Below are 25,067 nucleotides of genomic sequence, written 5' to 3'. Positions count from 1 at the left end.
CCGCCCGCGGGCGCGCGGCCTCGACGGGACGGGTCAGGCGAGGTCCGGTTCGGTCTCGCCCGGCCCGGGCGGCGGCGGGTCGGCGAGCTGCTCGCGGAGGTAGTTCCACACCACCGCGATCAGCGCGGCGACCGGCACGGCGAGCAGGCTGCCCACGATCCCGGCGAGGTTGCCGCCGAGCGTCACCGCCAGCAGCACGACGGCCGCGTGCAGGCCGAGGCCGCGGCTCTGGATCATGGGCTGGAAGACGTTGCCCTCCAGTTGCTGCACCACGATGATGATGGCCAGCACGATCAGCGCGTCCATCAGGCCGTTGTAGACCAGCGCGATGAGGACCGCGACGAAGCCCGCGAACAGGGCGCCGATGATCGGCACGAACGCGGAGACGAAGGTCAGCACCGCCAGGGGAAGCACCAGCGGGACGCCCAGGATCCACAGGCCCAGGCCGATCAGGACGGCGTCGAGCAGACCGACGGCCGCCTGGGACCGCACGAACGAGCCGAGGGTCTCCCAGCCGCGGCCGAACACGACCGGGACGTCGGTGCCGAGCCGGCCGGGCAGCTGACGGGAGAGCCAGGGCAGGAACCGCGGGCCGTCCTTCAGGAAGAAGAACATCAGGAACAGGGCGAGCACGGCGGTGACGACCCCGTTGACCACGGTGCTCACCCCGGTGACGACGGCACCGACCATGCTGCCGAGGCCGTCCTGGGCACGGGAGACCGCGGAGTCGAAGGCCTTGTCGATCTGGGCGTCCCCGATGTTCAGCGGCGGCCCGGCGGCCCACTCGCGCAGCCGCTGGATGCCCTCGACCACGCCGTCGGACAGCTCCCCGGACTGGGACGCCACCGGCACGGCGATCAACGCCACCACACCCGCCAGGAGCAGCAGGAACAGCACGGTCACCACCGAGGCCGCGAGCGCGGGCGCCCAGCCGCGGCGCCGCAGGAACCGGGCGGCGGGCCAGGTCAGCGTGGTCATCAGCAGGGCGCACACCAGCGGCCACACCACCGACCACATGCGGCCCAGCAACCACAGAGAGACGGCCAGTCCGGCCAACACCAGCAGCAACTCACCGGACGTCCGCGCGGATATCCGCAGCGCGGCACGGGATCTGGAGGAACTCAGGGGTGCAGTCACGAAGGCACCCTATGGGGTGCACGCGCCCCTGTGGACACATCCGTCCGCCGCGTCACACGACCTTGTGCGCGCCGGAGGGGTGCGCCGCCGCCGGGTTCTCGACGGGGCCGCCGGCTCACCCGTCGGCCGGGGCCACCCCGATCGGGCAGGACACGCCCGTGCCGCCGATGCCGCAGTAACCGGCCGGGTTCTTGTCGAGGTACTGCTGGTGGTAGGCCTCGGCCGGGTAGAAAGGGCGGCCATCGGCGGGGACGATCTCCGTGGTGACGGTCCCGTGGCCGGAGGCGGTCAGCACCCGCTGGTAGGCGGCGCGGGACGCCTTGGCGGTGGCCTCCTGGCCGGGGGAGTGGGTGTAGATCGCGGAGCGGTACTGCGTGCCCACGTCGTTGCCCTGGCGGAACCCCTGCGTGGGGTCGTGGGCTTCCCAGAACGTCCTCAGCAGGCGCTCGTACGACAGCACCGCCGGGTCGTACACCACCCGCACGACCTCCGTGTGGCCGGTCAGGCCCGAGCAGACCTCCTCGTAGGTGGGGTGCTCGGTGTGGCCGCCCTGGTAGCCGACCAGGGTCGTCCAGACACCGGCCGGGAGCTGCCAGAACACCCGCTCGGCGCCCCAGAAGCAGCCCATGCCGAAGTCGGCGGTCTCCAGGCCCTCGGGGTAGGGGCCGAGCAGCGGGTTGCCGAGGACGGTGTGGCGGTCGGGGACCGTGAACAGCGGCTCGGGGCGGCCGGTCAGGGCCTGCTCGCGGGTCGGCAGCCCGGGCGTGCGGCTGAACGGGAACATGCGGTCTCCAGCGGTCTTCGGGGCCGCCTTCCCCGGCGGTGGCCGGTGAAGGTGCGCCGCCCTGCTGCGGGCGACGTCCGCTGCAACCGGCCCCGACCTTCGGGCATTCCGGCCCGACGCCCGCCGGGAGCGCGTGCGGTGCCCGCCCTGTATCGGTCGGGCGCCCGCTGGGAGTCTGTCCGGTGCCGGCCGGGAGTCTGCCGGGCGCCCGGTGGGAGCGTGTTCGGCGCCTGGTGGGAGTGCGTCCGGCGCCCGGCGGGAGTCCGTGCGATACCCGCCGGGGTCTGTCGGGCGTCCGCCCGGAGCGTGTGCGGCGCCCGCCCTGTATCGGTCGGGCGCCCGCTGGGAGTCTGTCCGGTGCCGGCCGGGAGACTGCCGGGCGCCCGGTGGGAGTGTGTGCGGCGCCCGGCGGGAGTTCGTGCGGTGCCCGCCGGGGTCTGTCGGGCGTCCGCCCGGAGCGTGTGCGGCGCCCGCCGGGAATCGGTCCGGTCCCTGCCGGGAGTCTGTCCGGTGTCCGCCGGGGTCTGTCGGGCGTCCGCCCGGAGCGTGTGCGGCGCCCGCCGGGGTCTGTGCGGTGCCTGCCGGGGGCGTATCCGGCGCCCGCCCGGAACCCGTCGGCGCCTGACGGAGTCTGGCCGGTGCCCGCCGGGAGCGGGTCACCGGTGTCCGCCCCGGAGCCGAGCCCCGGTGCCTGCCCGCGGTGGGCCTCAGTGCGGCAGGTTCGCCGGGCTGCCGCCGTTCGCCTCGTAGCCCGCCACCGCCAGGGCCCGGTACACCGCGAACTCCCCGGCCGGGTCGGCGGACAGCGTCCAGGGCAGGGCGCCCACGTGCCCGTCGACGTGGACCAGCTGGCTCATCGCCTCGGACCAGCGCTCGCCGCGGACCAGGAAGAAGACCAGCAGGTGCCGCACGTGCGCCAGCATCGGGTCGTCCGCGCGGGCCGAGTGGACCGCGTGCAGCGCGCCGTGCACCGCCTTCGTGACCACCTCGGTCTGCCAGAAGCCGCTGACCAGCGTCACCTCGGGCAGGTGCTCGAACACCGCGAACAGCGGCATCGCCGCCAGCAGCGAGCCCTGCGGCGCCCTTGCCGCCGCGGCCTCCGCGAACGAGTACGCCAGCTCACGCGAGCCGTGCCACTTCTCGCACCAGTAGTGCAGCGCGGCCAGATGCGCCCCCATGTGGTTCGGCGCGCGGTCCAGGATCTTCAGCCAGAGCTGCTCGAACTCCTTCTGCGAGTAGCCGAGACCGCGGGCCACCGACAGTTCCACGATGTACGGGATCGGATCGCCGGGGGCCAGCAGCGCCGCATCGCCGCACGCCGCCTTCGCCTCCTCCATGATGATCCGGAACTCGTCCGTGCCGGGCGACGCCGTCCGCCACGCCTGCTGCACCAGGAACTCGGCGTGCACCGCGGCACCGCCCGCGTCCTTGGGCGCCTCGGCCCGCCACACCCGCAGCCACTGACCGCCCGGCGACTCGCTCACCCCGCCGGGCCGCTGCGCGAGTTCCAGCGAGGCCGCGCCCGCGAAGGCCTGCACGCGCTGCCAGCGGCGCTCGCCCTCGGTCTCCGTGCCCGCCAGGAGCTGCTGGGCCGCGCGATGGTCCTGCGTGCGCTGCACCACGTCCAGGACGTCCATCAGGTCCTGGTCGGGGCCGGGCATGCGGATGTCGAGCTCCTCCTCGCGGACGAAGCCGTAGTTCGCCGGGTCCGCGGCGTCCGGGTGGTCGGGGGAGACCAGCCCGATCGCACCGCGCCCGCGCCGCAGGAAGGGAAGCAGCACGAAGCCCAGCATGACCAGCGCGATCAGGACCCAGAGAATCTCCATGCGACAAGCGAACCAGACCGCCCCGACAATTGGCCAACCCGGTCGGCGAACCTGTGGAAAACCCGGCCGGACCGCCCTCGCCGCCGGTGGGAGGAACCCGGGCCGGGGCCCGTGTGACCTGGTACTCCGGCACGCACCGCCTCCGCGCACTACCCTCGGTGCCCATGAGCGACAGGCACATCAGTCAGCACTTCGAGACGCTCGCGATCCACGCGGGCAACACCGCCGACCCCCTGACGGGCGCGGTCGTCCCGCCGATCTACCAGGTGTCCACGTACAAGCAGGACGGCGTCGGCGGCCTGCGCGGCGGCTACGAGTACAGCCGCAGCGCCAATCCGACCAGGACCGCGCTGGAGGAGAACCTCGCCGCCCTGGAGGGCGGCCGCCGCGGCCTCGCGTTCGCGTCCGGGCTGGCGGCCGAGGACTGCCTGCTGCGCACCCTGCTCAGCCCCGGCGACCACGTGGTCATCCCCAACGACGCCTACGGCGGCACGTTCCGCCTGTTCGCCAAGGTCGTCGCCCGCTGGGGCGTGGAGTGGTCGGTGGCCGACACGAGCGACCCGGCCGCCGTACGGGCCGCCCTCACCCCGAAGACCAAGGTCGTGTGGGTGGAGACCCCCTCCAACCCGCTCCTCGGCATCACCGACATCGCCGCCGTCGCCCAGGTGGCCCGGGACGCGGGCGCCAGGCTCGTCGTCGACAACACCTTCGCCACGCCGTACCTGCAGCAGCCGCTGTCCCTCGGCGCGGACGTGGTGGTGCACTCCCTGACCAAGTACATGGGCGGCCACTCGGACGTCGTCGGCGGTGCCCTCGTCGTCAGCGACCCCGGGCTCGGCGAGGAACTGGCCTTCCACCAGAACGCGATGGGCGCCGTCGCGGGTCCCTTCGACTCCTGGCTGGTGCTGCGCGGCACCAAGACGCTCGCGGTACGGATGGACCGGCACAGCGAGAACGCCACCAAGGTCGCCGACATGCTCAGCCGCCACGCGCGCGTGACGAGCGTGCTCTACCCGGGCCTGCCCGAGCACCCCGGCCACGAGGTCGCCGCCAAGCAGATGAAGGCGTTCGGCGGCATGATCTCCTTCCGCGTCGCGGGCGGCGAGGAGGCGGCCGTCGAGGTCTGCAACCGGGCCAAGGTGTTCACGCTGGGCGAGTCCCTGGGCGGCGTCGAGTCGCTGATCGAGCACCCCGGCCGCATGACGCACGCCTCCACCGCCGGTTCGGCCCTGGAGGTGCCCGCCGACCTGGTGCGGCTGTCCGTCGGCATCGAGAACGCCGACGACCTGCTGGAGGACCTGCAGCAGGCGCTCGGCTAGCCGGGCACCGGCCGGCTCACCAGCCGGTGAGGGGTGGAGTCGTGTCGGACGGCGGCTCCACCCACGGCTGGGCGTTCATCGCCCACACGGCGAACGCCACGGCCGCCGCGAACAGCAGCAGCCACAGCGCGCGGCGGGCGAGCGTGCGGCGCCGCAGGATGCGGGTGCCCCGGCGCACCGCCTCCGGGTGGATGTCGGGCGGCAGCGGCCGCGGCGCCTGCTCCAGGATCCGCCGCACCGCCGCCTCGCGGTCGTTGCCGCTCATGTCCGCCTCCGGTCGCCGGCGGGACCGCCGCCCCGCGCGGGTCGTGTCATGAGGGCACCGCCTTCGCGGCCGGGACGGCCGGGGCCGGGCCGCGCGGACGGTGCAGCAGCGCGGTCGTCGCCCGGTGGCAGACGGCCCGTACGCGCTCCGGGGTCAGGCCCAGCAGAGCCGCCGCCTGCTCCTCGGCGACGCCCTCGTGGAGCCTGAGCACGAGGATCAGCCGTTCCTGCGGGGTCAGCGCGGCCAGCGGGCCCACGGGGTGCGGACGGGAGCGGCCGAGTCCGCCGTGCCGGTGCCAGGCGCCGCGCGCGAAGCGGGTGGCCAGGTCCTGGCGGGTGCGGTCGTAGGGATCCTCGCCGCGCAGCCCGTCCCAGCGGGCGTACGTGTGGGCCAGCGACAGCGTCAGCAGCCGCCGGGCGCGCGGGTTGTCGTCCGGGGCCTCCGCGGTGAGCAGGGTGGCGGCGTGCAGCAGCCGCCCGGCCGCGCCGGCGACGAACGCCTCGAACTCCCGGGCGCGACGGGCTGCCCGGGTCGCATGCCGCTCTCGCACCTCGCCTCCCGCCCGACGGCGAACCTGAGGATGCGCCCCCGGCCGCACGCGGCGGGGACCCGGTCTCATATCAGGCCAGAGGCGCCCCGGAGGTCAAGAGCCGCGCACGCCCGGACCGGCCGTGCGTCACGCGGGCGTGGGACGCACGGCCGGTGCGGCGGGGGCCCGCCGAGCGCGGCTCCCGGCCACGCACGCGTGTCGGCTCCCCCCGCCTGCGCGCGTCGGCACCCGCCCCGGCGCGCGGAACGGCCGTGCCGTCGGCACACACGGGCGCCCGCCCGCGCCGGTCGGCCCGGGGATGTCGGCACGACCGGTGCCGATACGCGCTCGTGCCCGTGCACACCTGCCGATCCTCACCACCGGCCCGCGCCCGCCGGCATCCACCCCGCCCGCCGAACGTCCGAGCCCTCCGAACACAGCGGCCCGGCACGCGTGCGTGCCGGGCCGGTCGCTTGCTGCGGCCGTGCAGGGTGACCGTGCCTGCCGGGCGGCGGTGTCGGCGTCCGCCTCCGTGCGGGGTGTGCGGTCCGTGCGGCGCTCCGCGTCACACGCGGGAGCCCTCCTGCGGCCGGGTGGTCCAGGCGGTCAGGAGCCGGACTGCGCCTCGGGGCCGGGTACGCCCTGCGCCGACATCCGCGACGACAGAGCCGTGTTGAACCGCGTCAGGAGGGAGCAGAACGCCTCGCGCTCCTCCGGCTTCCAGTCGTGGGTGAGCTCGGCCATCAACTGGCGACGCGACGACCGCACTTCCTCCAGCCGGGACTGCCCGCGCGGGGACAGCTGGAGCACCACCGCCCGCCCGTCCTCCGGGTGGGACGTGCGCTTGACCAGGCCGGTGTCGACGAGGGGGGCCACCTGCCGGGTGACCGTGGACGAGTCGATCCCCATGCTCGCCGCGAGCGCCTTGACGCCCATCGGCCCTTCCTTGTCGAGCCGGTTGAGCAGCAGGTACGCGGCGCGATCCATCGAGTTGCGCACCTGCCCCACCCCGCCGAGCCGGGTCTGTTCGGCACGACGGGCGAACAACGCCACCTCGTGCTGCAGCGTGTCGAGGAGACCGGTGTCACCGACGGTCGTCATGTCCATCGACATTTCAGGTGTTGTGGGCATGGCCGGGGGCTCACTTCGTGGAGGGCTGGCAGATTGGGGGACAGGGTACGCGGCCGGAAGGCGGGTCGTACCGGCGCTGCGCAAAGCGGGTCTCGGAGGTTGGTCACAACGGCCGTGCCCGTCCGTGAACTGCGATGCTGGAGTCATGAGCTACAGCACGGCTGACTCCTTTCGGCTCGTCACCCCCGACGACGTGCGCGGCGCGCGGAAGATGCTCTCGGGTGTGGCGCGGGAGACCGCGATGGAGACCAGCAGGCACCTGTCGCGCACGGTGGGCGCGCCGGTCCACCTCAAGTGCGAGAACCTCCAGCGGACGGGCTCGTTCAAGCTGCGCGGCGCGTACGTGCGCATCGCCGGGCTGCTGCCCGAGGAGCGCGCCGCCGGTGTGGTCGCCGCCAGCGCGGGCAACCACGCGCAGGGCGTCGCCCTCGCCTCCTCCCTGCTCGGCGTGCGCTCCACGGTGTTCATGCCGCAGGGCGCCCCGCTGCCCAAGGTCAGCGCCACCCGCGAGTACGGGGCCGAGGTGCGGCTGCACGGCCAGGTGGTCGACGAGACGCTGGCCGCGGCGCAGGAGTACGCGGCCGGGACGGGCGCGGTGTTCATCCACCCCTTCGACCACCCCGACGTCATCGCGGGCCAGGGCACGGTGGGCCTGGAGATCCTGGAGCAGTGCCCCGAGGTGCGCACGATCGTGGTCGGCGTCGGCGGCGGCGGGCTGGCCGCCGGGATCGCGGTGGCGGTCAAGGCCGTGCGCCCGGACGTGCGGATCGTGGGCGTGCAGGCGACGGGCGCGGCGGCCTACCCGCCCTCGCTGGCGGCGGGCCGGCCCGTGGCGGTGGAGAACCCGGCGACGATGGCCGACGGCATCAGGGTCGGGCGGCCGGGCGACGTGCCGTTCGGGATCATCGGTGAGCTGGTCGACGAGGTGCGCACGGTCACCGAGGACGAGCTGTCCGCCGCGCTGCTGCTGTGCCTGGAGCGGGCCAAGCTGGTCGTCGAGCCGGCCGGGGCGAGCCCGGTCGCCGCGCTGCTGAGCGAGCCCGGCGCCTTCGAGGGCCCGGTCGTGGCGGTGCTGTCCGGCGGCAACGTCGACCCGGTGCTGATGCAGCGCGTGCTGCGGCACGGCATGGCCGCGCAGGGCCGCTACCTGGCGGTCCGGCTGCGGCTGACGGACCGGCCCGGCGCTCTCGCCACACTTCTGGGCGTGTTGTCGGTGGTCGACGCTAACGTCCTGGATGTGAGCCATGTGCGAACCGACCCGCGGCTCGGGCTCACGGAGGCGGAGGTCGAGCTCCACCTGGAGACGAAGGGCCCGGCGCACTGCGTCGAGGTGGGCCGTGCGCTGCGCGAGGCGGGCTACACGGTCATCGACTGACCGGGGCCCGCCCGCCCGGCGGCCCGGCCAAGATCGCCTTCGTCCCCCGTGCCACACGCGGAACAAACTCGTTGAGAGACACGATACATCGCGTTATGGTGTGTTCACGAGAAGCCTCACCGGGCATCTGTCCGGCCATCCCCGAAGACGTGGAGGTCTTTATGCCAGGCGCCATTTACGCCGAGGGTCTGGTCAAGACCTTCGGTGACGTCAGGGCCTTGGACGGTGTCGGCCTCGACGTGCCCGAGGGCACGGTCCTCGGCCTGCTCGGGCCGAACGGCGCGGGCAAGACGACCACCGTCCGCTGTCTGACCACCCTGCTGCGGCCCGACAGCGGGCGGGCCGTCGTCGCGGGCATCGACGTGCTGAAGGAGCCCGACGCGGTCCGCCGCTCCATCGGCCTGTCCGGCCAGTTCGCGGCGGTCGACGAATACCTGACCGGCCGGGAGAACCTGCAGATGGTCGGCCGGCTCTACCAGATGAGGGCCAAGGCGGCGAAGGAGCGCGCGGCCGAGCTGCTGGAGCAGTTCCACCTCACGGACGCCGCCGACCGCCCCACCAAGACCTACTCCGGTGGCATGCGCCGCCGCCTCGACCTCGCCGCGGCCCTGGTCGTCTCGCCGCCCGTGATGTTCATGGACGAGCCGACGACCGGCCTCGACCCGCGCAACCGCCAGCAGCTGTGGGAGGTCATCAAGCAGCTCGTCTCCGGCGGCACGACGCTGCTGCTGACCACGCAGTACCTGGAGGAGGCCGACCACCTGGCGCACGACATCGCGGTGGTCGACCAGGGCAAGGTCATCGCCCAGGGCACCTCCGACCAGCTCAAGGCCCGCACCGGCGGCGAGCGCGTCGAGGTCGTGGTGCACGAGCGCGAGCACATCCCGACCGCCGCCGAGGTCCTCACCGGCTTCGCCAAGGGCGAGGTCACGGTCGAGGACCACATGCGCAAGCTCACCGCACCCGTGACCGGCGGCGCCAAGCTCCTGGCCGAGGTCATCCGCGAGCTGGACACGCGCGGCATCGAGATCGACGACATCGGCCTGCGCCGGCCGACCCTCGACGACGTCTTCCTGTCCCTGACGGGACACGTCGCCGAGGCCGCGGACGACGAGAGCGACAAGGAGGCCGCCCAGTGAGCGCCATCAGCGATTCCGCCGTCATCGCCCGCAGGAACCTGATCCGCATGGGCCGGATCCCCGAGATGATCATCTTCGGGCTGTTCCAGCCGATCATGTTCGTGGTGCTGTTCACCTACGTGTTCGGCGGCTCGATCCAGGTCGGCTCGTCCAGCTCGACACAGGCCTATCGCGAGTTCCTGATGGCCGGCATCTTCGCCCAGACCGTCACGTTCGCCACCGCGGGCGCGGGTGCGGGCATCGCCGACGACATGCACAAGGGCCTCATCGACCGGTTTCGCTCGCTGCCGATGGCGCGGGGCGCGGTGCTCACCGGCCGTACGATCGCCGACCTGGTGCAGACGGCGCTCACCCTCGTCGTCCTGGCCGTCGTGGCGCTGATCGTCGGCTGGCGCACGCACGAGAACGTCGGCAAGGTGCTCGCCGGCTTCGGCCTGCTCCTGCTCTTCGGGTACGCGTTCTCGTGGATCGGCGCGCTCATCGGCCTGTCCGTGCGCACGCCCGAGGCGGCCACCTCGGGCGGTCTGATCTGGCTCTTTCCGCTGACCTTCATCTCGAACGCGTTCGTCGACGCGAACCAGATGCCGACCTTCCTGCGGCACATCGCCGAGTGGAACCCGTTCAGCGCGGTCGTGCAGGCCTGCCGCGAGCTGTTCGGCAACCTGCCGCCGGGCTTCAAGACGCCCGACGCCTGGCCGATGCAGCACCCGGTGTGGGCCTCGCTGATCTGGTCGGTCGCGATCATCGCGCTCTTCCGGACGCTCGCGGTCCGCAAGTACCGCCGGGCGACCGGCTGACGGCTGCGGATCCGTCCCGATGGGCGACGGCATGACGATGCCCCCGGCGACGCAGCGGCGCCGGGGGCACGTCGAGGTCCGGAAGGGGGGGGCGGCTCAGCCCTCGTACGGCTCGGCCTTGAGGATCTTCACCGAGGCCTTCTTGCCGTTCGGCAGCTCGTACTGCGCGTCCTCGCCGACCTTGTGGCCGATCACGCCGGTGCCCAGCGGGGACTGCGGCGAGTAGGTCTCGATGTCGGAGCTCGCGTACTCGCGCGAGGCGAGCAGGAACGTCAGCGTGTCGTCCTCGTCGCCGTCGAACGCGATCGTGACGACCATGCCGGGCGCCACGACGCCGTCCGCCGCGGGCGCCTCGCCGACCTTGGCGCTCTCGAGGAGCTGGGTGAGCTGGCGCACGCGCAGTTCCTGCTTGCCCTGCTCCTCCTTGGCCGCGTGGTACCCGCCGTTCTCACGCAGGTCGCCCTCCTCGCGCGCAGCGGCGATCTTCGCGGAGATCTCCGCACGCGCGGGACCAGTAAGGTACTCAAGCTCAGCCTTGAGCTTGTTGTACGCCTCCTGGGTCAGCCAGGTGACGTTCTCGCTGGTCTGGGTCACAGGTGCTCCTCGTAGGTACTGGGAAGACAAAGCATCGCCCTACCCAGAAGAATGTTCCTTCACGGAAGGGCGAAACCACGAGCCTAACAATTGAGGGGCCCAAGGGGGAGGACATAAGCCACCAGAATCACGTCAACCCAGCTCAGGGTGTACGTATTGCAGGTGATGCGCGGCGGCCGTCAGTCGGCGTGGCAGCCCAGCAGCTGGGCGGTGGTCCCCGGGGAGGTCGTACGGAGCGTGACGACCTTGTCGATGCGCGTGTCGTCCCCGTCGAAGCGGAAGTCGGCCCGGCCCACCTCGGCCCCGTTCTCGGCCTGTGAGCGCACGGTGCAGTAGCCGTCGGTGCCGGCGTCCTTGCGGACCTCCAGGTGCACCTGCACGGACTCCTTGCCCGGCTCGAAGCTGATCACCTCGGCGCTGATCTCGTTCTGCGCGACGTAGTGGTAGCCGAACCAGCCGACGACACCCAGCAGCAGCACCGCGAGGACGGCACCGACGACCTTGAGCTTGCGGTCGGCGCGCTCGTCCGAGGAGCGGCCGTAACGGCCCTCGGGCGGTCGCGTGCTCGCCGTCGTCATGATCGTCCTCCAGACAGGGCCGGGACGAACGTCCCGAAAGGGGCCCCGGGACCCGGTCCCGGAATTATTCGCCCCCCGATTCGGTCACTATAGAAGCCGCTGATTGCGCCGACGCACACAGGGCGCCGACTTACTGAGGATTGAGTCTTGACTGACCAGTTGCGACTGATGGCCGTTCACGCACACCCCGACGACGAGTCGAGCAAGGGCGCGGCGACCATGGCGAAGTACGTGTCCGAGGGGGTGGACGTGCTGGTCGTGACCTGCACGGGCGGGGAGCGCGGCTCCATCCTCAATCCGAAGCTGCAGGGCGACACGTACATCGAGGAGCACATCCACGAGGTACGCAAGAAGGAGATGGACGAGGCCCGGGAGATCCTCGGCGTCAAGCAGGAGTGGCTCGGCTTCGTCGACTCGGGCCTGCCCGAGGGCGACCCGCTGCCGCCGCTGCCGGAGGGCTGCTTCGCCCTGGAGGACGTCGATCACGCCGCCGGTGAGCTGGTGCGCAAGATCCGCTCCTTCCGTCCGCAGGTGATCACCACCTACGACGAGAACGGCGGCTACCCGCACCCCGACCACATCATGACCCACAAGATCTCGATGGTGGCGTTCGAGGGGGCGGCGGACACCGAGAAGTACCCGGAGGCCGAGTACGGCCCCGCGTACCAGCCGCAGAAGCTCTACTACAACCAGGGTTTCAACCGCCCGCGCACCGAGGCCCTGCACCAGGCGATGCTCGACCGCGGCCTGGAGTCCCCCTACGGGGACTGGCTCAAGCGCTGGGAGGAGTTCGGGATGAAGCAGCGCACGCTGACCACGCACATCCCGTGCGCCGACTTCTTCGAGATCCGCGACAAGGCCCTGATCGCGCACGCCACGCAGATCGACCCCGACGGCGGCTGGTTCAAGGTGCCGATGGAGATCCAGAAGGAGGTGTGGCCGACGGAGGAGTACGAGCTGGCGAAGTCCCTCGTCGATACCTCCCTCCCCGAGGACGACCTCTTTGCGGGCATCCGCGACAATGCCTGACATGAGCGCAAGCGCAAGCCTGGCAATGACGCACCTCGTCTCCTTCGCCAAGGAGGTCGACGAGGACAAGGTCACCCCCGGCGTCCTCGGCTTCATCGTCTTCGCGGTGATGGCGGCGGCGGTGTGGGCCCTGATGAAGTCGATGAACAAGCACATGAGCAGGGTCGACTTCACGCAGGTCCCGGACCCGCGGGCCGACGACGGCGAGCAGGGCGGCACGGACGCCGGGACGACGGCCGAGGACGCCGGGGCCTCCTCCGGCCCGTCCGCCTCCTCCGCCCCTTCCGGGCAGGCGAAGAAGCAGGGCTGACGCCCCCGCCCCGAGGGGCGGCACCCACCCGTCGGTGGTCCACGCCACCGACGGGTGTCCTGGCGTCCCCGGACCGGGGCTACCCCGTGGTCTCCACCGGGACGCCCATCACCTCCCGCGCATGCCTGCTGGGGGTCATCCCCAGTCCCCAGGCCTGCCAGCCCGACTCCAGGCTGACGCCCCGCTCCAGGAGCAGCTCCCAGGCGCCGGCGTAGTCGTCGAGCTTCTCGTCGCGCAGGGGGTGGGTGGCGCGGGACAGCTCGGCGAGTTCCTGCTGGGCCACCGCCGTGCCGACCTCCACGCCGCCGGGCGCCGCGTAGGGCAGGAGGGTGCAGCGCAGGAAGCGGGCCCAGTCCTCGCCCCGGCGGTCGCCGTAGGACGTGAAGAGGTCCACCGCCTCGTCGCACAGGGCCAGGGCCTGCGGGGTGCGGGCGTTGCCCGCGTCCACGACAGCCAGTTCCAGACAGGTCCACGCCTCGCCGTGGGCGAGGCCGATGCGCTGGAAGTCGGCGCGGGCGTCGACCAGCAGCTGGCGGGCGAAGCCGGAGTTGCGCAGGGAGCCCGTCTGGGCCGCGCGCTGGTCGCGGGTGACCCGGGCCGAGTGGTGGCGGGCGCAGGCCAGGCCGTAGACGTCCCGCATGCGGGAGAACATCGTGCGGGCCCGTTCCAGTTCGCGGACCGCCTGGTCCAGGTCGCCCGTCTCCTCCAGGGCCTGGCCCAGGTAGTAGAGGGTCCAGGCCTCGCCGCGCGCGTCCTCGTTGTCGCGGTGCCGGGCCGCCGCGCCGCGCAGCTCCTCCACGGCCGGCGAGGCCTCCCCGGCCACCAGCAGGGCCCGGGCCAGCTGGGTCAGCGCCCAGGCCTCGCCGCGGGCGTCGCGGGTGCGGCCGTACAGCTCCAGGGCGGCGCGCAGCTCGGACTCGGCACGCGGGACGTCCCCCATGCGCAGGGCCAGCTGGCCGAGCTGGAAGTGCGCCCAGGCCTGGCCGTGCACGGACTCGCCCGCGCGGTGCAGGACCAGGGACTCGGTCAGCAGCCGCAGTGCCTCGCCGAGCCGGGCCCGGTCCCGCTCCACGGCCGCCAGGGCGTGCATCGTCCACGCCCGGTCCGTCGCCAGCTCCGGGGAGGACTGCAGCGCGAGGGCCTCGCGGAGCTTCGCCGACGCCTCGGTCAGGTTGCCCTGGTGGTGCAGGGTGATGCCGAGGGAGCACAGGGCGCGGGCGGCCCCGGCGTCGTGATGGGCCTCCCGGTAGAGGTCGACGACCGAGGCGAGGGTCGTGCGGGCCTTGTCCAGTTCGCCCAGCTGCCGGGCGGCGATGCCGGTGCGCCACTGCACCGAGCGGACCAGCAGGCCCTCGTCCACGGCCTGGGCGAGTTCGCTGATCTCGCCCAGGCGGTACAGGTCGCCGCGCAGCAGGCAGTAGTCGCACAGGGCGCCCAGCAGGTTCAGCACCGCCGCCTGGTTCACGCCCTCGGCGTGCCGCAGGGCGGCCGTGATGAAGCTCGACTCGTCGTCCAGCCAGCGCAGCGCCTCGTCGAGGGAGGTGAAGCCGTAGGGGCTGAAGCGGTTGGTGCGCGTCGACATGTTGCCGTCGACCATGCGCAGCACCGAGTCGGCCAGCTCGGCGTAGTTCACGATCAGCCGTTCCTGCGCCGCCGTGCGCTCCGCCGGGTCCTCCTCGTCGAGGAGGCGGGCCTGCGCGAAGGAGCGGACCAGGTCGTGCAGGCGGTAGCGGTCGCCGCGGACGTGGTCGATGAGACCGGCGCGGGTCAGGGCCTGCAGATGGCGCTTGGCCTCCGCCTCGTCCGTGGCCAGCAGGGCGGCCGCGGCCGCGGCGCCGAGCGAGGCCCGGCCGGCCAGCGCCAGCCGGCGCAGCAGCCGCCGTACGGTCTCCGGCTGGTCGGTGTAGCGCAGCCACAGGGCGCGCTCCACCGGCTCGACCGGGCCGTACGCGCCCAGGTCGGTGGCCAGGGCGCGCGGCGAGCGCGGGCCGAGGCACGACCCGGCGATGCGCAGTGCCAGCGGCAGCCCGCCGCACAGCCCGCGGACCCGGTCGGCCGACTCGGCGTCGTACGGACCGGAGCGGTCCTGCGCCGTCGCGCCCAGCAGCTCCTCCGCCCCGGCCGCGTCCAGCGGCTCCACCGCGAGCTGGTGCACCCGCGCGGCCAGTCCGGCCGGCTCCAGCGGGCCGCGGGCGGTGACCAGCACCAGGCTGTCGGACCGCTCCGGGATCAGGGGGCGGATCTGCTCGGCGTCCGAGGCGTCGTCGAGGACGACCGTGACCGGCAGGCCGGTCAGATGCTGGTGGTACAGCTCGCTCAGCCGCTTGACCTGCTGGTCGGGGGAGGAGCGCTCGCGGAACAGCAGTTGCTCGCGGGGCGCGCCCAGCCGGTTGAGCAGGTGCAGCAGGGCGTCGCGGGCGGACAGCGGGGACTCGCCCGGGCTGTCGGCGCGCAGGTCGACGACGCAGGCGCCGCGGAAGTGGTCCCGCAGATCGTGCGTGGCGTGCACCGCGAGGGCCGTGCGGCCGCTGCCGGGCGTGCCGTGCAGGACGACCACCGTGGGCCGGGTCTCCGTGCTCGCGCGGGCGGCCTGGACCCACTGCCGGATCTGCGCCAGCTCCTGGCGGCGCCCCGCGAACGGCTGCACGGGTTGCGGGAGCTGGGCGAAGGACTGCTCCAGCACGTTGCGTCCGCGCGCCGCCGCGCTCTTGTCGGCGCCCCGCAGGCGCGGTCCGGTCTTCTTCGGGCCCGTGGAGGCGGCCAGGACGCGCTGCTGGTCGAGGAAGGGGCGGATGCCCCGCACCTCCAGTGCCGTCAGCCACTGCAGCCGCAGCTGTTCGGCCCCACCGGGCTGGCTCGCGGCCCCGGCGCGGTGGTGCGCGGCCGGCAGGTGCGAGCCGGCCACCTTCACGACCGTGGCGGCGGCGCCCACCACCCCGACCGTCGCACCCGCGCCCAGGGCCGTGCCGGTGCCGGTGCCGAGGGCCATGTCGGCGACGACGGCCGCGACCGCGGCGACCCCGGCCACCAGCAACGGCGTCCCGGCGCCCTCCCGGGCGTAGCGCTGGCCGAAGGTCAGCCGCCCGGCCGCCGCCTCGTCCAGGGCGCGGGTGTAGGCCTCGTACTCCTCGGCCGTGCTCTGCGCCATCGCGTCGAGCGAGCCGCGCGCCCGCGCGAGCAGCACCTTCCCGTCGCTGCGCCCGCCCGAGCGGCGCACCTCCTCCTCCACGGCCCGCGTCAACAGCCGCTCGGCCTCCGCCCGATGACCGTCCCGCATGTCACGTCCCCCTCCGGCGGCGACGGCGGTCCCGGCCGTGCCCGGCCGTCCCCGCGCGCTGTCTCGGTCGTTTCCTCGGTCAAGTGTGCGGCGGACGGCGCACCGGGGCGAGGGGGCGTGCCCGGCCCGATGGTGTGAAGAGCCGGGCCCGTCGGGGTGGGGCGCGCCCGGCGGACGTGCGGCGGGCGCGGCGCCCGTGCGACGCCTGACGCGTGCGGGGCGGGGTACTGCGGCAGGATGGGAACCATGCCGAACCGACTGGCGCACGAGACGTCCCCCTACCTCCTTCAGCACGCCGACAACCCCGTCGACTGGTGGCCCTGGTCGGCCGAGGCCTTCGAGGAGGCCCGCAAGCGGAACGTGCCCGTGCTGCTCAGCATCGGCTACAGCAGCTGTCACTGGTGTCACGTGATGGCCCACGAGTCCTTCGAGGACCGGGAGACCGCCGAGTACCTCAACGCGCACTACGTCAGCGTGAAGGTCGACCGCGAGGAGCGGCCGGACGTCGACGCGGTGTACATGGAGGCCGTGCAGGCGGCGACCGGGCACGGCGGCTGGCCCATGACCGTGTTCCTCACCCCCGACGCCGAGCCGTTCTACTTCGGCACCTACTTCCCGCCCGCGCCCCGGCAGGGCATGCCCTCCTTCCGCCAGGTCCTCCAGGGTGTGCGGCAGGCGTGGGAGGAGCGGCGGGACGAGGTCACCGAGGTCGCCGGGAAGATCGTCCGCGACCTGGCCGGCCGGGAGATCTCCTACGGCGACGCGCAGACCCCCGGCGAGCAGGAGATCGCGCAGGCCCTGCTCGCGCTGACCCGCGAGTACGACCCGCAGCGCGGCGGGTTCGGCGGGGCACCGAAGTTCCCGCCGTCGATGGTGCTGGAGTTCCTGCTGCGCCACCACGCCCGCACCGGTGCCGAGGGCGCCCTGCAGATGGCGCAGGACACCTGCGAGCGCATGGCGCGCGGCGGCATCTACGACCAGCTCGGCGGCGGCTTCGCCCGCTACTCCGTGGACCGCGACTGGGTCGTGCCGCACTTCGAGAAGATGCTGTACGACAACGCCCTGCTGTGCCGGGTCTACGCGCACCTCTGGCGGGCCACCGGCTCGGAGCTCGCCCGCCGGGTGGCCCTGGAGACCGCCGACTTCATGGTGCGCGAACTGCGCACGGACGAAGGCGGGTTCGCCTCCGCGCTGGACGCCGACAGCGACGACGGCACCGGGAGGCACGTCGAGGGCGCCTACTACGTGTGGACGCCCGCGCAGCTGCGGGAGGTGCTCGGGGAGCAGGACGCCGAACTCGCCGCCCAGTACTTCGGCGTGACCGAGGAGGGCACCTTCGAGCACGGCCGGTCCGTTCTCCAACTGCCCGTGCAGGACGGCCTGTTCGACGCGGAGAAGATCGGCTCGATCCGGGAGCGCCTGCTGGCGGCGCGCTCGCAGCGGCCCGTTCCCGGCCGGGACGACAAGGTCGTCGCCGCCTGGAACGGCCTCGCGATCGCGGCGCTGGCCGAGACGGGCGCCTACTTCGACCGGCCCGACCTCGTCGAGGCCGCCCAGGCGGCGGCCGACCTCCTGGTCCGGCTGCATCTGGACGAGCAGGCCCGTCTGACCCGCACCAGCAAGGACGGCCACGCGGGCGCCAACGCCGGTGTCCTGGAGGACTACGCCGACGTGGCGGAGGGCTTCCTCGCGCTGGCGTCCGTCACCGGGGAGGGCGTCTGGCTGGAGTTCGCCGGGTTCCTGCTCGACCACGTCCTGGCCCGGTTCACCGACTCCGAGTCGGGTGCGATGTTCGACACCGCCTCGGACGCCGAGCGGCTCATCCGCCGCCCGCAGGACCCGACCGACAACGCCGCCCCGTCCGGCTGGACCGCGGCGGCCGGTGCCCTGCTCGGCTACGCCGCGCACACCGGATCCGCGCCGCACCGTACGGCCGCCGAGCAGGCTCTCGGTGTCGTCAAGGCGCTCGGGCCGCGCGTGCCCCGCTTCATCGGCTGGGGGCTGGCCGTCGCCGAGGCCGTGCTGGACGGTCCGCGCGAGGTCGCGGTCGTGGGGCCGTCGCTCGACGACCGGTCCACCAGGGCCCTGCACCGCACGGCGCTGCTGGGCACCGCGCCGGGCGCCGTCGTCGCCGTCGGGGCCCCGGAGAGCGACGAGTTCCCCCTGCTCGGCGACCGTCCGCTGGTCGGCGGTGAACCGGCGGCCTATGTCTGCCGTAACTTCACATGTGACGCACCGACAACGGAGGTTGAACGGTTGCGTGCGGTGCTGAGCGACTGAAGTCGGGAATCAACGGAAACACGCTCTTTATCTGAACAGCCCCCAGGCTTCACAGTTCCCCCCTAATCTCTGCACAGTGACGTGACGGAAGGGGCCGCACCGGCACACCGTCACGACCGGGGGCTTGAGGATCTGGGGGGATCTGTTTGCTGACGTCTGTCTTCATCGCTGCCATTTCACTGGCCCTGTTCTGGATGGCGGCGTTCACCCTGTGGTGGCAGATGCACGCCTGGCGTACGCCGGAAGTGCTCGCGTCCACCCGGTTCAGCAGCCCGGACGGGGACGAGCACGTCTCCTTCTCGCTGCTGCTGCCCGCCCGGCACGAACAGGCGGTGCTGGACCACACGATCCAGCGGCTGCTGGAGTCCAGCCACACCGACTTCGAGATCATCGTGATCGTCGGGCACGACGACCCGGAGACCACCGCCGTGGCCGAGCAGGCCGCCGCGCGTGATCCCCGGGTCCGCGTCGTCGTCGACACGCACGAGAAGAAGAACAAGCCGAAGGCCATGAACACGGCGCTGCCGCACTGCCGCGGCGACGTCGTCGGCGTGTTCGACGCGGAGGACCAGGTCCACCCCGCGCTCCTCGCACACGTCGACCACGCCTTCCGCACCACCGGCGCCGACGTCGTCCAGGGCGGGGTGCAGCTGATCAACTTCCACTCCAGCTGGTACAGCCTGCGCAACTGCCTGGAGTACTTCTTCTGGTTCCGCTCGCGGCTCCACCTGCATGCGCAGAAAGGTTTCATTCCGCTTGGCGGCAACACGGTCTTCGTCCGCACCGGCGTGCTCAGGGAAGCCGGCGGCTGGGACCCGAACTGCCTCGCCGAGGACTGCGACCTGGGCGTGCGCCTGTCCAGCGTCGGCAAGAAGGTGGTCGTCGCCTACGACTCCGACATGGTGACCCGGGAGGAGACCCCGGGCTCGCTGATGTCCCTGCTGAAGCAGCGCACCCGCTGGAACCAGGGCTTCCTCCAGGTCTACCGGAAGAAGGACTGGAAGCAACTGCCCACCCTCGGGCAGCGGCTGCTCGCCCGCTACACCCTGATGACACCGTTCATGCAGGCCTTCACCGGCCTGATCATCCCGCTCAACGTGGCGATCGCGCTCTTCCTCGACGTGCCCGTGGGCATCGCCTTCATCACCTTCCTGCCGGCCGTCACGGCCCTGGTCACCTTCGTCTTCGAGGTCGTCGGACTGCACGACTTCGGCAAGCAGTACGGGCTGCGCGTGCGGGCGGTGCACTACCTGAAGCTGATCGTGGGCGGCCCCTTCTACCAGGTCCTGCTCGCCGGGGCGGCCGTGCGCGCCGTCTGGCGCGAGCAGCGCGGCCGCAACGACTGGGAGCTGACGACCCACGTCGGCGCGCATCTCGGCGAGACGGCCGTGCACCGGCAGAACGCTCCCGTGACCCGAGAGGACGTTCCCGCGTGACCTCCACCCTTCCCGCGGTGACCGCCCCGAAGGTCCCCGCGCAGCGCACACCCGTGCCCGGCACCGGTACGCACCGGCGTCCGCAGCCGCCGCGCCGGCTGCGCTCCTCGCGCCCCGACCTGCTCCTGTGCGGTGTCCTGCTCCTGGCGATCCTCGTCGTGCAGGGCTGGAACATCGCCGACTACCCGGCCCTCAGCGACGACGAGGGCACCTACCTCGCCCAGGCCTGGTCGGTGCAGCAGGGCAACGGCCTGGCCCACTACACCTACTGGTACGACCACCCGCCACTGGGCTGGATCCAGATCGCCGTGCTGACCTGGATCCCCGCGCTGATCAGCCCCGAGTCGATGACGGTGGGCACCATGCGCGCCGCGATGCTGGTGATCAGCGGCATCAGCGCGGTCCTGGTCTACGTGCTGGGCCGGCGCCTGGCGCTGCCCCGCTGGGCGGCCGCGCTCGGCATGGTGCTCTTCGGCCTCTCGCCGCTGTCGATCGTCCTGCAGCGGGAGATCTTCCTCGACAACCTCGCGGTGATGTGGACGCTGCTGGCCTTCACGCTGGCCGCCTCCCCGAGCCGCCACCTGTGGCACCACTTCGGTGCGGGCATCGCGGCCGCCACGGCCGTCCTCACCAAGGAGACGATGCTCGTCGTCCTGCCCGCCCTGTTCCTCACCATGTGGCGCCACAGCCACCGCGACACCCGCAAGTTCGCCCTCACCGGCGCGGTGACGGCCTGCGCCCTGATCGGCTTCTCCTACCCCCTGTTCGCCCTGCTCAAGGGCGAGCTGCTGCCGGGCAGCGGGCACGTCTCCCTCTGGGACGGCGTCACGTACCAGATGACCAGACCCGGTTCCGGTTTCATCCTGGACCAGGGCTCCGGCTCCTGGGGTGTCCTCCAGTCGTGGCTGTACTACGACAAGATCCTGCCCCTCGGCGGCCTCGCCGGCGCCCTGCTGCTGCTGGTCACCTGGCGCTGGTCGGTCACCGCCCGGGCCCTGGCCGGACCCGCCCTGGCCGTCGCGATCTTCGCCGCCCTTGCGCTGCGCCCGAACGGCTACCTGCCCGCGATGTACGTCATCCAGGCCCTGCCGTTCCTCGCGCTGGTCCTCGCCGGGGGCACCGCCTCCGTCGCCCACGCGGTGCTGCGCCGCCGGCGCTCCGAGGCGGAGAACCGTTACGTCGGCGCGGGCCGGTACACCCTCGCCGGGGTCCTCGCCCTGGCCGCGGGCGCGTACGTCGTCCCGCACTGGTACGACGGCGCCCGCACGGCCGTCACCACCGACGCCAACGCCCCCTACAAGGCCGCCTCGAAGTGGCTGGCCACCGAGGTCGAGGACCCGGAGCGCACCCGGGTGCTGGTGGACGACGCCCTCTGGCTCGACCTGGTGCACCAGGGCTACCGGCCCGGGCTGGGCGTCATCTGGTTCTACAAGGCCGACCTGGACCCGGCGGTGACGAAGACGATGCCGCGCGGCTGGAAGGACCTGGACTACGTCGTCGCCTCGCCGACCGTACGGCGTGACGCGGCCGACCTGCCCAACGTCAAGGCCGCCATGGAGCACTCGGAACCGGTCGCCACCTTCGGCACCGGGCCCGACCGCATCGAGATCCGCCAGATCCAGACCACCGCCGGAGGCGTGCGATGAGCCAGGAGTACACCGTCCCCGGCGAGGTGGTCGAGACCGCCGAGATCCCCGAACCGGGCGCCGTCACCATCGTCGTCCCGACGTTCAACGAGTCGGCGAACGTACGGCAGTTGCTGCGCCAGATCACCGAGGCCGTGCCGGCCCGGCTGCCCTGCGAGGTCCTCTTCGTCGACGACTCCACCGACGACACGCCCCAGGTCATCGAGGCGGCGGCGCAGGACTGCCCCTTCCCGGTGACCGTGCTGCACCGCGAGGAGCCGGTCGGCGGCCTCGGCGGAGCGGTCGTCGAGGGGCTGAAGGCGGCCACCTCCGACTGGATCGTCGTCATGGACGGCGACTGCCAGCACCCGCCGTCCCTGGTGCCCGACCTGGTCGCGACCGGCGAACGCGCGGGCGCCGGGCTGGTCGTCGCCTCCCGGTACATCAAGGGCGGCAGCCGGGCCGGGCTCGCCGGCAGCTACCGGGTGGCCGTCTCGCGCGGGGCGACCTGGCTGGCCAAGGCGCTCTTCCCGCGCCGGCTGCACGGCATCAGCGACCCGATGAGCGGCTTCTTCGCGATCCGGCGCAGCGCGGTCACCGCCGAGGCCCTCCAGCCGCTCGGCTACAAGATCCTCCTCGAACTGGCCGTCCGCAGCCGCCCGCGCACGGTCACCGAGGTGCCGTTCGTCTTCCAGGACCGCTTCGCGGGGGAGTCCAAGTCCACCGCGCAGGAGGGGCTGCGCTTCCTGCGCCACCTGGCCGGGCTGCGGGCCGCCTCGCCGGTCGCGCGGATGGTCGGCTTCGGCCTGATCGGGCTGACCGGCTTCCTGCCGAACCTGCTCGGCCTGTGGGCGCTGACCGCCGCCGGCATGCACTACGTGCCGGCGGAGATCCTCGCCAACCAGCTGGGCGTCGCCTGGAACTTCGTGCTCATCGAGCACCTGCTGTTCCGCGAGCGGCGCCGGCACCGGCGCTGGTGGGACCGGGCCGGGCGGTTCGCGCTGCTCGCCAACGCCGACCTGGGCTTGCGCATCCCGCTGATCGCCCTGTTCGTGCACCAGCTGCACCTGGGCGTGCTGTCCGCCACCGCGCTCGCGCTGGTGACGACCTTCGTCCTGCGCTTCGTGGCGACCGAAGCGCTGGTCTACCTGCCGCGCCGGGCCCGTGAGGAGTCCGTGCGCGGCGGCCGCACCGCAAGGAGAGCCGTGTGAACCTTCGTCGCAGAACGACCGCACTGCTGTCCGTGGCGGGCCTCACCTCGGGCCTGCTGCTGACCGCGCCCCAGTCCGCCTCCGCCGCCAACCTCATCAAGAACCCCGGCTTCGAGACCGCCGGAGCCGGCGACATGCCCTACTGCTGGGAGAAGTCCGGCTGGGGCGACAACGACTTCACCTTCACCACCACCGCCGACGCGCACTCCGGATCCAAGGCCATGAAGGTCGAGCTGACCCGCCGCGTCGACGGCGACCGCAAGGCGCTGATCACCGAGTCCGCCGCCTGCGCGCCGGTCGTGACGCCGGGCAAGCAGTACGACCTCGGCCTCTGGTACAAGACGACGACACCCGACGCAGCGATCACCCTCTTCCGGCACGACACCACGGCCGGCTGGCAGTACTGGACCGACCTGAAGACGCTGGACCCGGCGGGCGACTGGACCGAGGCGACGGTCCGCACCCCCGAGGTCCCGGCGGGCACCGACCGCATCTCCTGGGGCGTCTCGGTCTACGGCACCGGCTCCGCCACCACCGACGACTACACCATGGACCAGGTCCCCGACCCGGTCCTGCCGCCGGAGTGCACGGGCACGGCCGAGCAGTGCGCGAACGGCAGATGGGACGTGCTGCCCACGCAGAACCCGGTCCGCTCCATGCACTCCGTCGTCCTGCACAACGGCAAGGTGCTGCTGATCGCGGGCTCCGGCAACGACGAGTCGATGTTCGAGGCGGGCACCTTCACCTCGGCCGTCTACGACCCGGCGAACGGCTCCTACAAGATCGTCCCCACGCCGAAGGACATGTTCTGCGCCGGGCACGTCCAGCTCCAGGACGGCCGCGTGCTGGTCATGTCGGGCAACAAGGGCTACCCGACGGCGGACGGCCGGGTCGGCTACCAGGGCTACAAGGACTCGTACGTCTTCGACCCGGAGACCGAGACCTACACCAAGACCAACGACATGAACGACGGCCACTGGTACCCGTCGGCCACGATCCTCGGCAACGGTGACGTCATCTCCTTCGGCGGTCTGCGCGAGGACTCCACCGGTTCGGTCGCCGCCGAGCTGTTCTCCGAGGCCGAGCAGCAGTGGCAGCCGCTGTGGAAGGTCAACCAGACCTGGTCGTACTGGGGCCTGTACCCGTCGATGATCCTCATGCAGGACGGCCGGCTCTTCTACTCGGGCAGCCACGTCTTCGGCAACAACATCCCCGGCACCGGCTCGGCGATCTACGACTACGGCGCCAACACCATCACCCAGGTCCCGGGCCTGCAGAGCAAGGACGAGCGCGACCAGTCGGCCAGCGTGCTGCTGCCCCCGGCGCAGGACCAGAAGGTCCTCACCCTCGGCGGCGGCAACATCGACTCCAACCCGGAGGCGAACCGCCTGACCGACATCATCGACCTCAAGCAGCCGAACCCCTCCTACGTGGCCGGGCCGCCGATCCCGCAGGGCACGGTCGACCTCGGCAACGGGCCCGTCCCGCAGACCGGCGACCAGGGCAAGATGTACGTCTCCGCCGTGCTCCTGCCCGACGGCAAGGTGCTGGAGACGGGCGGCGCCCTGCACAACCGCGCCAACCCGGTCTACGAGACGTCGATCTTCGACCCCGCGTCGGAGACCTTCGACCCGGTGGCCGTGGACCCCGAGGCACGCGGCTACCACTCCTCGGCGTTCCTGCTGCCCGACGGCCGGGTGATGACCACGGGCGACAACCCGGGCAACGGCTCCTGGAACCACGACGTGTCGGTCTACAGCCCGCCCTACCTGTTCAAGGGCCCGCGTCCGCAGATCACGTCGGTCATCGACACCGAGTGGAACTACGGCGACACCCAGCGGATCACCGTCGACCGGCCCATCGCCAAGGCCGAGCTGATCCGCCCGGCCGCCGTCACGCACTCCTCCGACCCGAACCAGCGGTTCGTGGACCTGCCGCTGTCGGTCGACGGCGGCAACGTCGACCTGAACGTGACGAGCAACCCCAACCTGGCGCCGCCCGGCTGGTACATGCTCTTCGCGGTCGACGCCAACGGGGTGCCGTCGGTGGCGAAGTGGGTGCACCTCCAGGGCCCGCAGGCCCTCAAGGCGACGGACGCCTCGGCTCACGTCCACGACTTCGCGGACGCGCCCGAGGGCAAGGTGGTGAAGCCGGGCAAGAAGCGCACGTCGCAGAAGGTCAGCCCGACGATCTCCGGCTGCGACCGGCACTACGGCTCGATCAACGTCTGCGTGCCGACCGACTTCCCGGCGGAGGTGAAGAAGACGACGGCGGCCCGCTGCGAGTGGCTCAAGACCAACGACTACGGCCGCCTCAAGGTCAACGGCAAGGACGACCCCCTGGGCCTGGACAGGAACAGGGACGGAATCGCCTGCGGCAAGGGAGACGCGACCAGGCGCTAGGGAGGCGCCCCGCCAGGGGCGCG

At 72.4% G+C, this 25,067-nt stretch carries 20 protein-coding genes; 11 read left to right on the top strand and 9 right to left on the bottom strand.

The features are described from left to right. Positions 1-33: 33 nt before the first annotated feature. The 3 genes from ACPXCS_RS12885 to ACPXCS_RS12875 all read right to left on the bottom strand — a co-directional run bounded on the left by ACPXCS_RS12885 (position 34) and on the right by ACPXCS_RS12875 (position 3,747). A complete protein-coding gene (locus ACPXCS_RS12885) occupies positions 34-1,137 on the bottom strand; it encodes an AI-2E family transporter (RefSeq protein WP_425946681.1) in 1,104 nt (367 codons plus the stop codon). 115 nt (positions 1,138-1,252) lie between these two features. Next, the gene (msrA, locus tag ACPXCS_RS12880) at positions 1,253-1,921 is read right to left on the bottom strand and encodes a peptide-methionine (S)-S-oxide reductase MsrA (protein ID WP_425946680.1); all 669 of its coding nucleotides are present in this window, start codon (positions 1,919-1,921) and stop codon (positions 1,253-1,255) included. Positions 1,922-2,628: 707 nt separating this feature from the next. Next, positions 2,629-3,747, bottom strand: coding sequence for a hypothetical protein (locus ACPXCS_RS12875; RefSeq protein ID WP_425946679.1), 1,119 nt, complete (start codon positions 3,745-3,747; stop codon positions 2,629-2,631). Positions 3,748-3,911: 164 nt separating this feature from the next. Between ACPXCS_RS12875 and ACPXCS_RS12870 the strand changes: the two genes are divergently transcribed. Beyond that, on the top strand, positions 3,912-5,066 hold the full coding sequence (locus ACPXCS_RS12870; RefSeq protein WP_425946678.1) for a cystathionine gamma-synthase: 1,155 nt from the start codon (positions 3,912-3,914) through the stop codon (positions 5,064-5,066). Between the two features lie 16 nt (positions 5,067-5,082). Here the strand turns inward: ACPXCS_RS12870 and ACPXCS_RS12865 are convergent, their stop codons facing one another. From ACPXCS_RS12865 to ACPXCS_RS12855, 3 genes are all read right to left on the bottom strand, one after another. Next, a complete protein-coding gene (locus ACPXCS_RS12865; protein ID WP_425946677.1) occupies positions 5,083-5,331 on the bottom strand; it encodes a hypothetical protein in 249 nt (82 codons plus the stop codon). A 46-nt stretch (positions 5,332-5,377) separates the two neighbouring features. Then, positions 5,378-5,881 carry a sigma factor-like helix-turn-helix DNA-binding protein gene (locus tag ACPXCS_RS12860; protein ID WP_425946676.1) on the bottom strand — a complete coding sequence of 168 codons (504 nt, stop codon included), beginning with the start codon at positions 5,879-5,881 and terminating at the stop codon, positions 5,378-5,380. 585 nt (positions 5,882-6,466) lie between these two features. Then, on the bottom strand, positions 6,467-6,973 hold the full coding sequence (locus ACPXCS_RS12855) for a MarR family winged helix-turn-helix transcriptional regulator (protein WP_425946720.1): 507 nt from the start codon (positions 6,971-6,973) through the stop codon (positions 6,467-6,469). 163 nt (positions 6,974-7,136) lie between these two features. On the opposite strand from ACPXCS_RS12855, the gene ilvA reads away from it, so the two are divergent. From ilvA to ACPXCS_RS12840, 3 genes are all read left to right on the top strand, one after another. Further along, on the top strand, positions 7,137-8,366 hold the full coding sequence (ilvA, locus tag ACPXCS_RS12850) for a threonine ammonia-lyase (RefSeq protein ID WP_425946675.1): 1,230 nt from the start codon (positions 7,137-7,139) through the stop codon (positions 8,364-8,366). A gap of 161 nt (positions 8,367-8,527) precedes the next feature. Beyond that, positions 8,528-9,505, top strand: coding sequence for an ATP-binding cassette domain-containing protein (locus ACPXCS_RS12845; RefSeq protein ID WP_425946674.1), 978 nt, complete (start codon positions 8,528-8,530; stop codon positions 9,503-9,505). After that, the gene (locus ACPXCS_RS12840; RefSeq protein ID WP_425946673.1) at positions 9,502-10,302 is read left to right on the top strand and encodes an ABC transporter permease; all 801 of its coding nucleotides are present in this window, start codon (positions 9,502-9,504) and stop codon (positions 10,300-10,302) included. The genes ACPXCS_RS12845 and ACPXCS_RS12840 overlap by 4 nt, the downstream gene beginning before the upstream one ends. Before the next feature lie 96 nt (positions 10,303-10,398). Here the strand turns inward: ACPXCS_RS12840 and greA are convergent, their stop codons facing one another. Both greA and ACPXCS_RS12830 read right to left on the bottom strand, forming a co-directional pair. Next, positions 10,399-10,896 (bottom strand): transcription elongation factor GreA, encoded by a 498-nt coding sequence (greA, locus tag ACPXCS_RS12835; RefSeq protein WP_425946672.1) that lies wholly within the window; start codon positions 10,894-10,896, stop codon positions 10,399-10,401. Between the two features lie 179 nt (positions 10,897-11,075). Beyond that, the gene (locus tag ACPXCS_RS12830; RefSeq protein WP_425946671.1) at positions 11,076-11,474 is read right to left on the bottom strand and encodes a DUF4307 domain-containing protein; all 399 of its coding nucleotides are present in this window, start codon (positions 11,472-11,474) and stop codon (positions 11,076-11,078) included. Positions 11,475-11,621: 147 nt separating this feature from the next. Between ACPXCS_RS12830 and mca the strand changes: the two genes are divergently transcribed. Together mca and ACPXCS_RS12820 are read left to right on the top strand one after the other, a co-directional pair. Beyond that, on the top strand, positions 11,622-12,503 hold the full coding sequence (mca, locus tag ACPXCS_RS12825) for a mycothiol conjugate amidase Mca (protein ID WP_425946670.1): 882 nt from the start codon (positions 11,622-11,624) through the stop codon (positions 12,501-12,503). Next, positions 12,496-12,813 (top strand): hypothetical protein, encoded by a 318-nt coding sequence (locus tag ACPXCS_RS12820; RefSeq protein WP_425946669.1) that lies wholly within the window; start codon positions 12,496-12,498, stop codon positions 12,811-12,813. The genes mca and ACPXCS_RS12820 overlap by 8 nt, the downstream gene beginning before the upstream one ends. Positions 12,814-12,892: 79 nt before the next feature. On the opposite strand, the gene ACPXCS_RS12815 is transcribed toward ACPXCS_RS12820, so the two are convergent. After that, on the bottom strand, positions 12,893-16,090 hold the full coding sequence (locus ACPXCS_RS12815) for a tetratricopeptide repeat protein (RefSeq protein ID WP_425946668.1): 3,198 nt from the start codon (positions 16,088-16,090) through the stop codon (positions 12,893-12,895). A gap of 246 nt (positions 16,091-16,336) precedes the next feature. On the opposite strand from ACPXCS_RS12815, the gene ACPXCS_RS12810 reads away from it, so the two are divergent. The 5 genes from ACPXCS_RS12810 to ACPXCS_RS12790 all read left to right on the top strand — a co-directional run bounded on the left by ACPXCS_RS12810 (position 16,337) and on the right by ACPXCS_RS12790 (position 25,044). After that, positions 16,337-18,370 carry a thioredoxin domain-containing protein gene (locus tag ACPXCS_RS12810; protein WP_425946667.1) on the top strand — a complete coding sequence of 678 codons (2,034 nt, stop codon included), beginning with the start codon at positions 16,337-16,339 and terminating at the stop codon, positions 18,368-18,370. Positions 18,371-18,516: 146 nt separating this feature from the next. Next, positions 18,517-19,806 carry a glycosyltransferase gene (locus tag ACPXCS_RS12805; RefSeq protein WP_425946666.1) on the top strand — a complete coding sequence of 430 codons (1,290 nt, stop codon included), beginning with the start codon at positions 18,517-18,519 and terminating at the stop codon, positions 19,804-19,806. Then, positions 19,803-21,452, top strand: coding sequence for an ArnT family glycosyltransferase (locus tag ACPXCS_RS12800; protein ID WP_425946665.1), 1,650 nt, complete (start codon positions 19,803-19,805; stop codon positions 21,450-21,452). The genes ACPXCS_RS12805 and ACPXCS_RS12800 overlap by 4 nt, the downstream gene beginning before the upstream one ends. After that, positions 21,449-22,642: a glycosyltransferase gene (locus ACPXCS_RS12795; protein WP_425946664.1), complete on the top strand. Its 1,194-nt coding sequence runs from the start codon at positions 21,449-21,451 to the stop codon at positions 22,640-22,642. The genes ACPXCS_RS12800 and ACPXCS_RS12795 overlap by 4 nt, the downstream gene beginning before the upstream one ends. Next, positions 22,639-25,044, top strand: a complete 2,406-nt coding sequence (locus ACPXCS_RS12790; protein ID WP_425946663.1) for a galactose oxidase-like domain-containing protein — start codon at positions 22,639-22,641, stop codon at positions 25,042-25,044. The genes ACPXCS_RS12795 and ACPXCS_RS12790 overlap by 4 nt, the downstream gene beginning before the upstream one ends. Positions 25,045-25,067: the final 23 nt, after the last annotated feature.

Origin of the sequence: Streptomyces sp. DT190 (assembly GCF_049846985.1) — a bacterium.
Taxonomy (GTDB): Bacteria; Actinomycetota; Actinomycetes; order Streptomycetales; family Streptomycetaceae; genus Streptomyces.
Note: the sequence above shows the minus strand (reverse complement) of the source record. Positions and strands in the feature narration are given on the sequence as shown.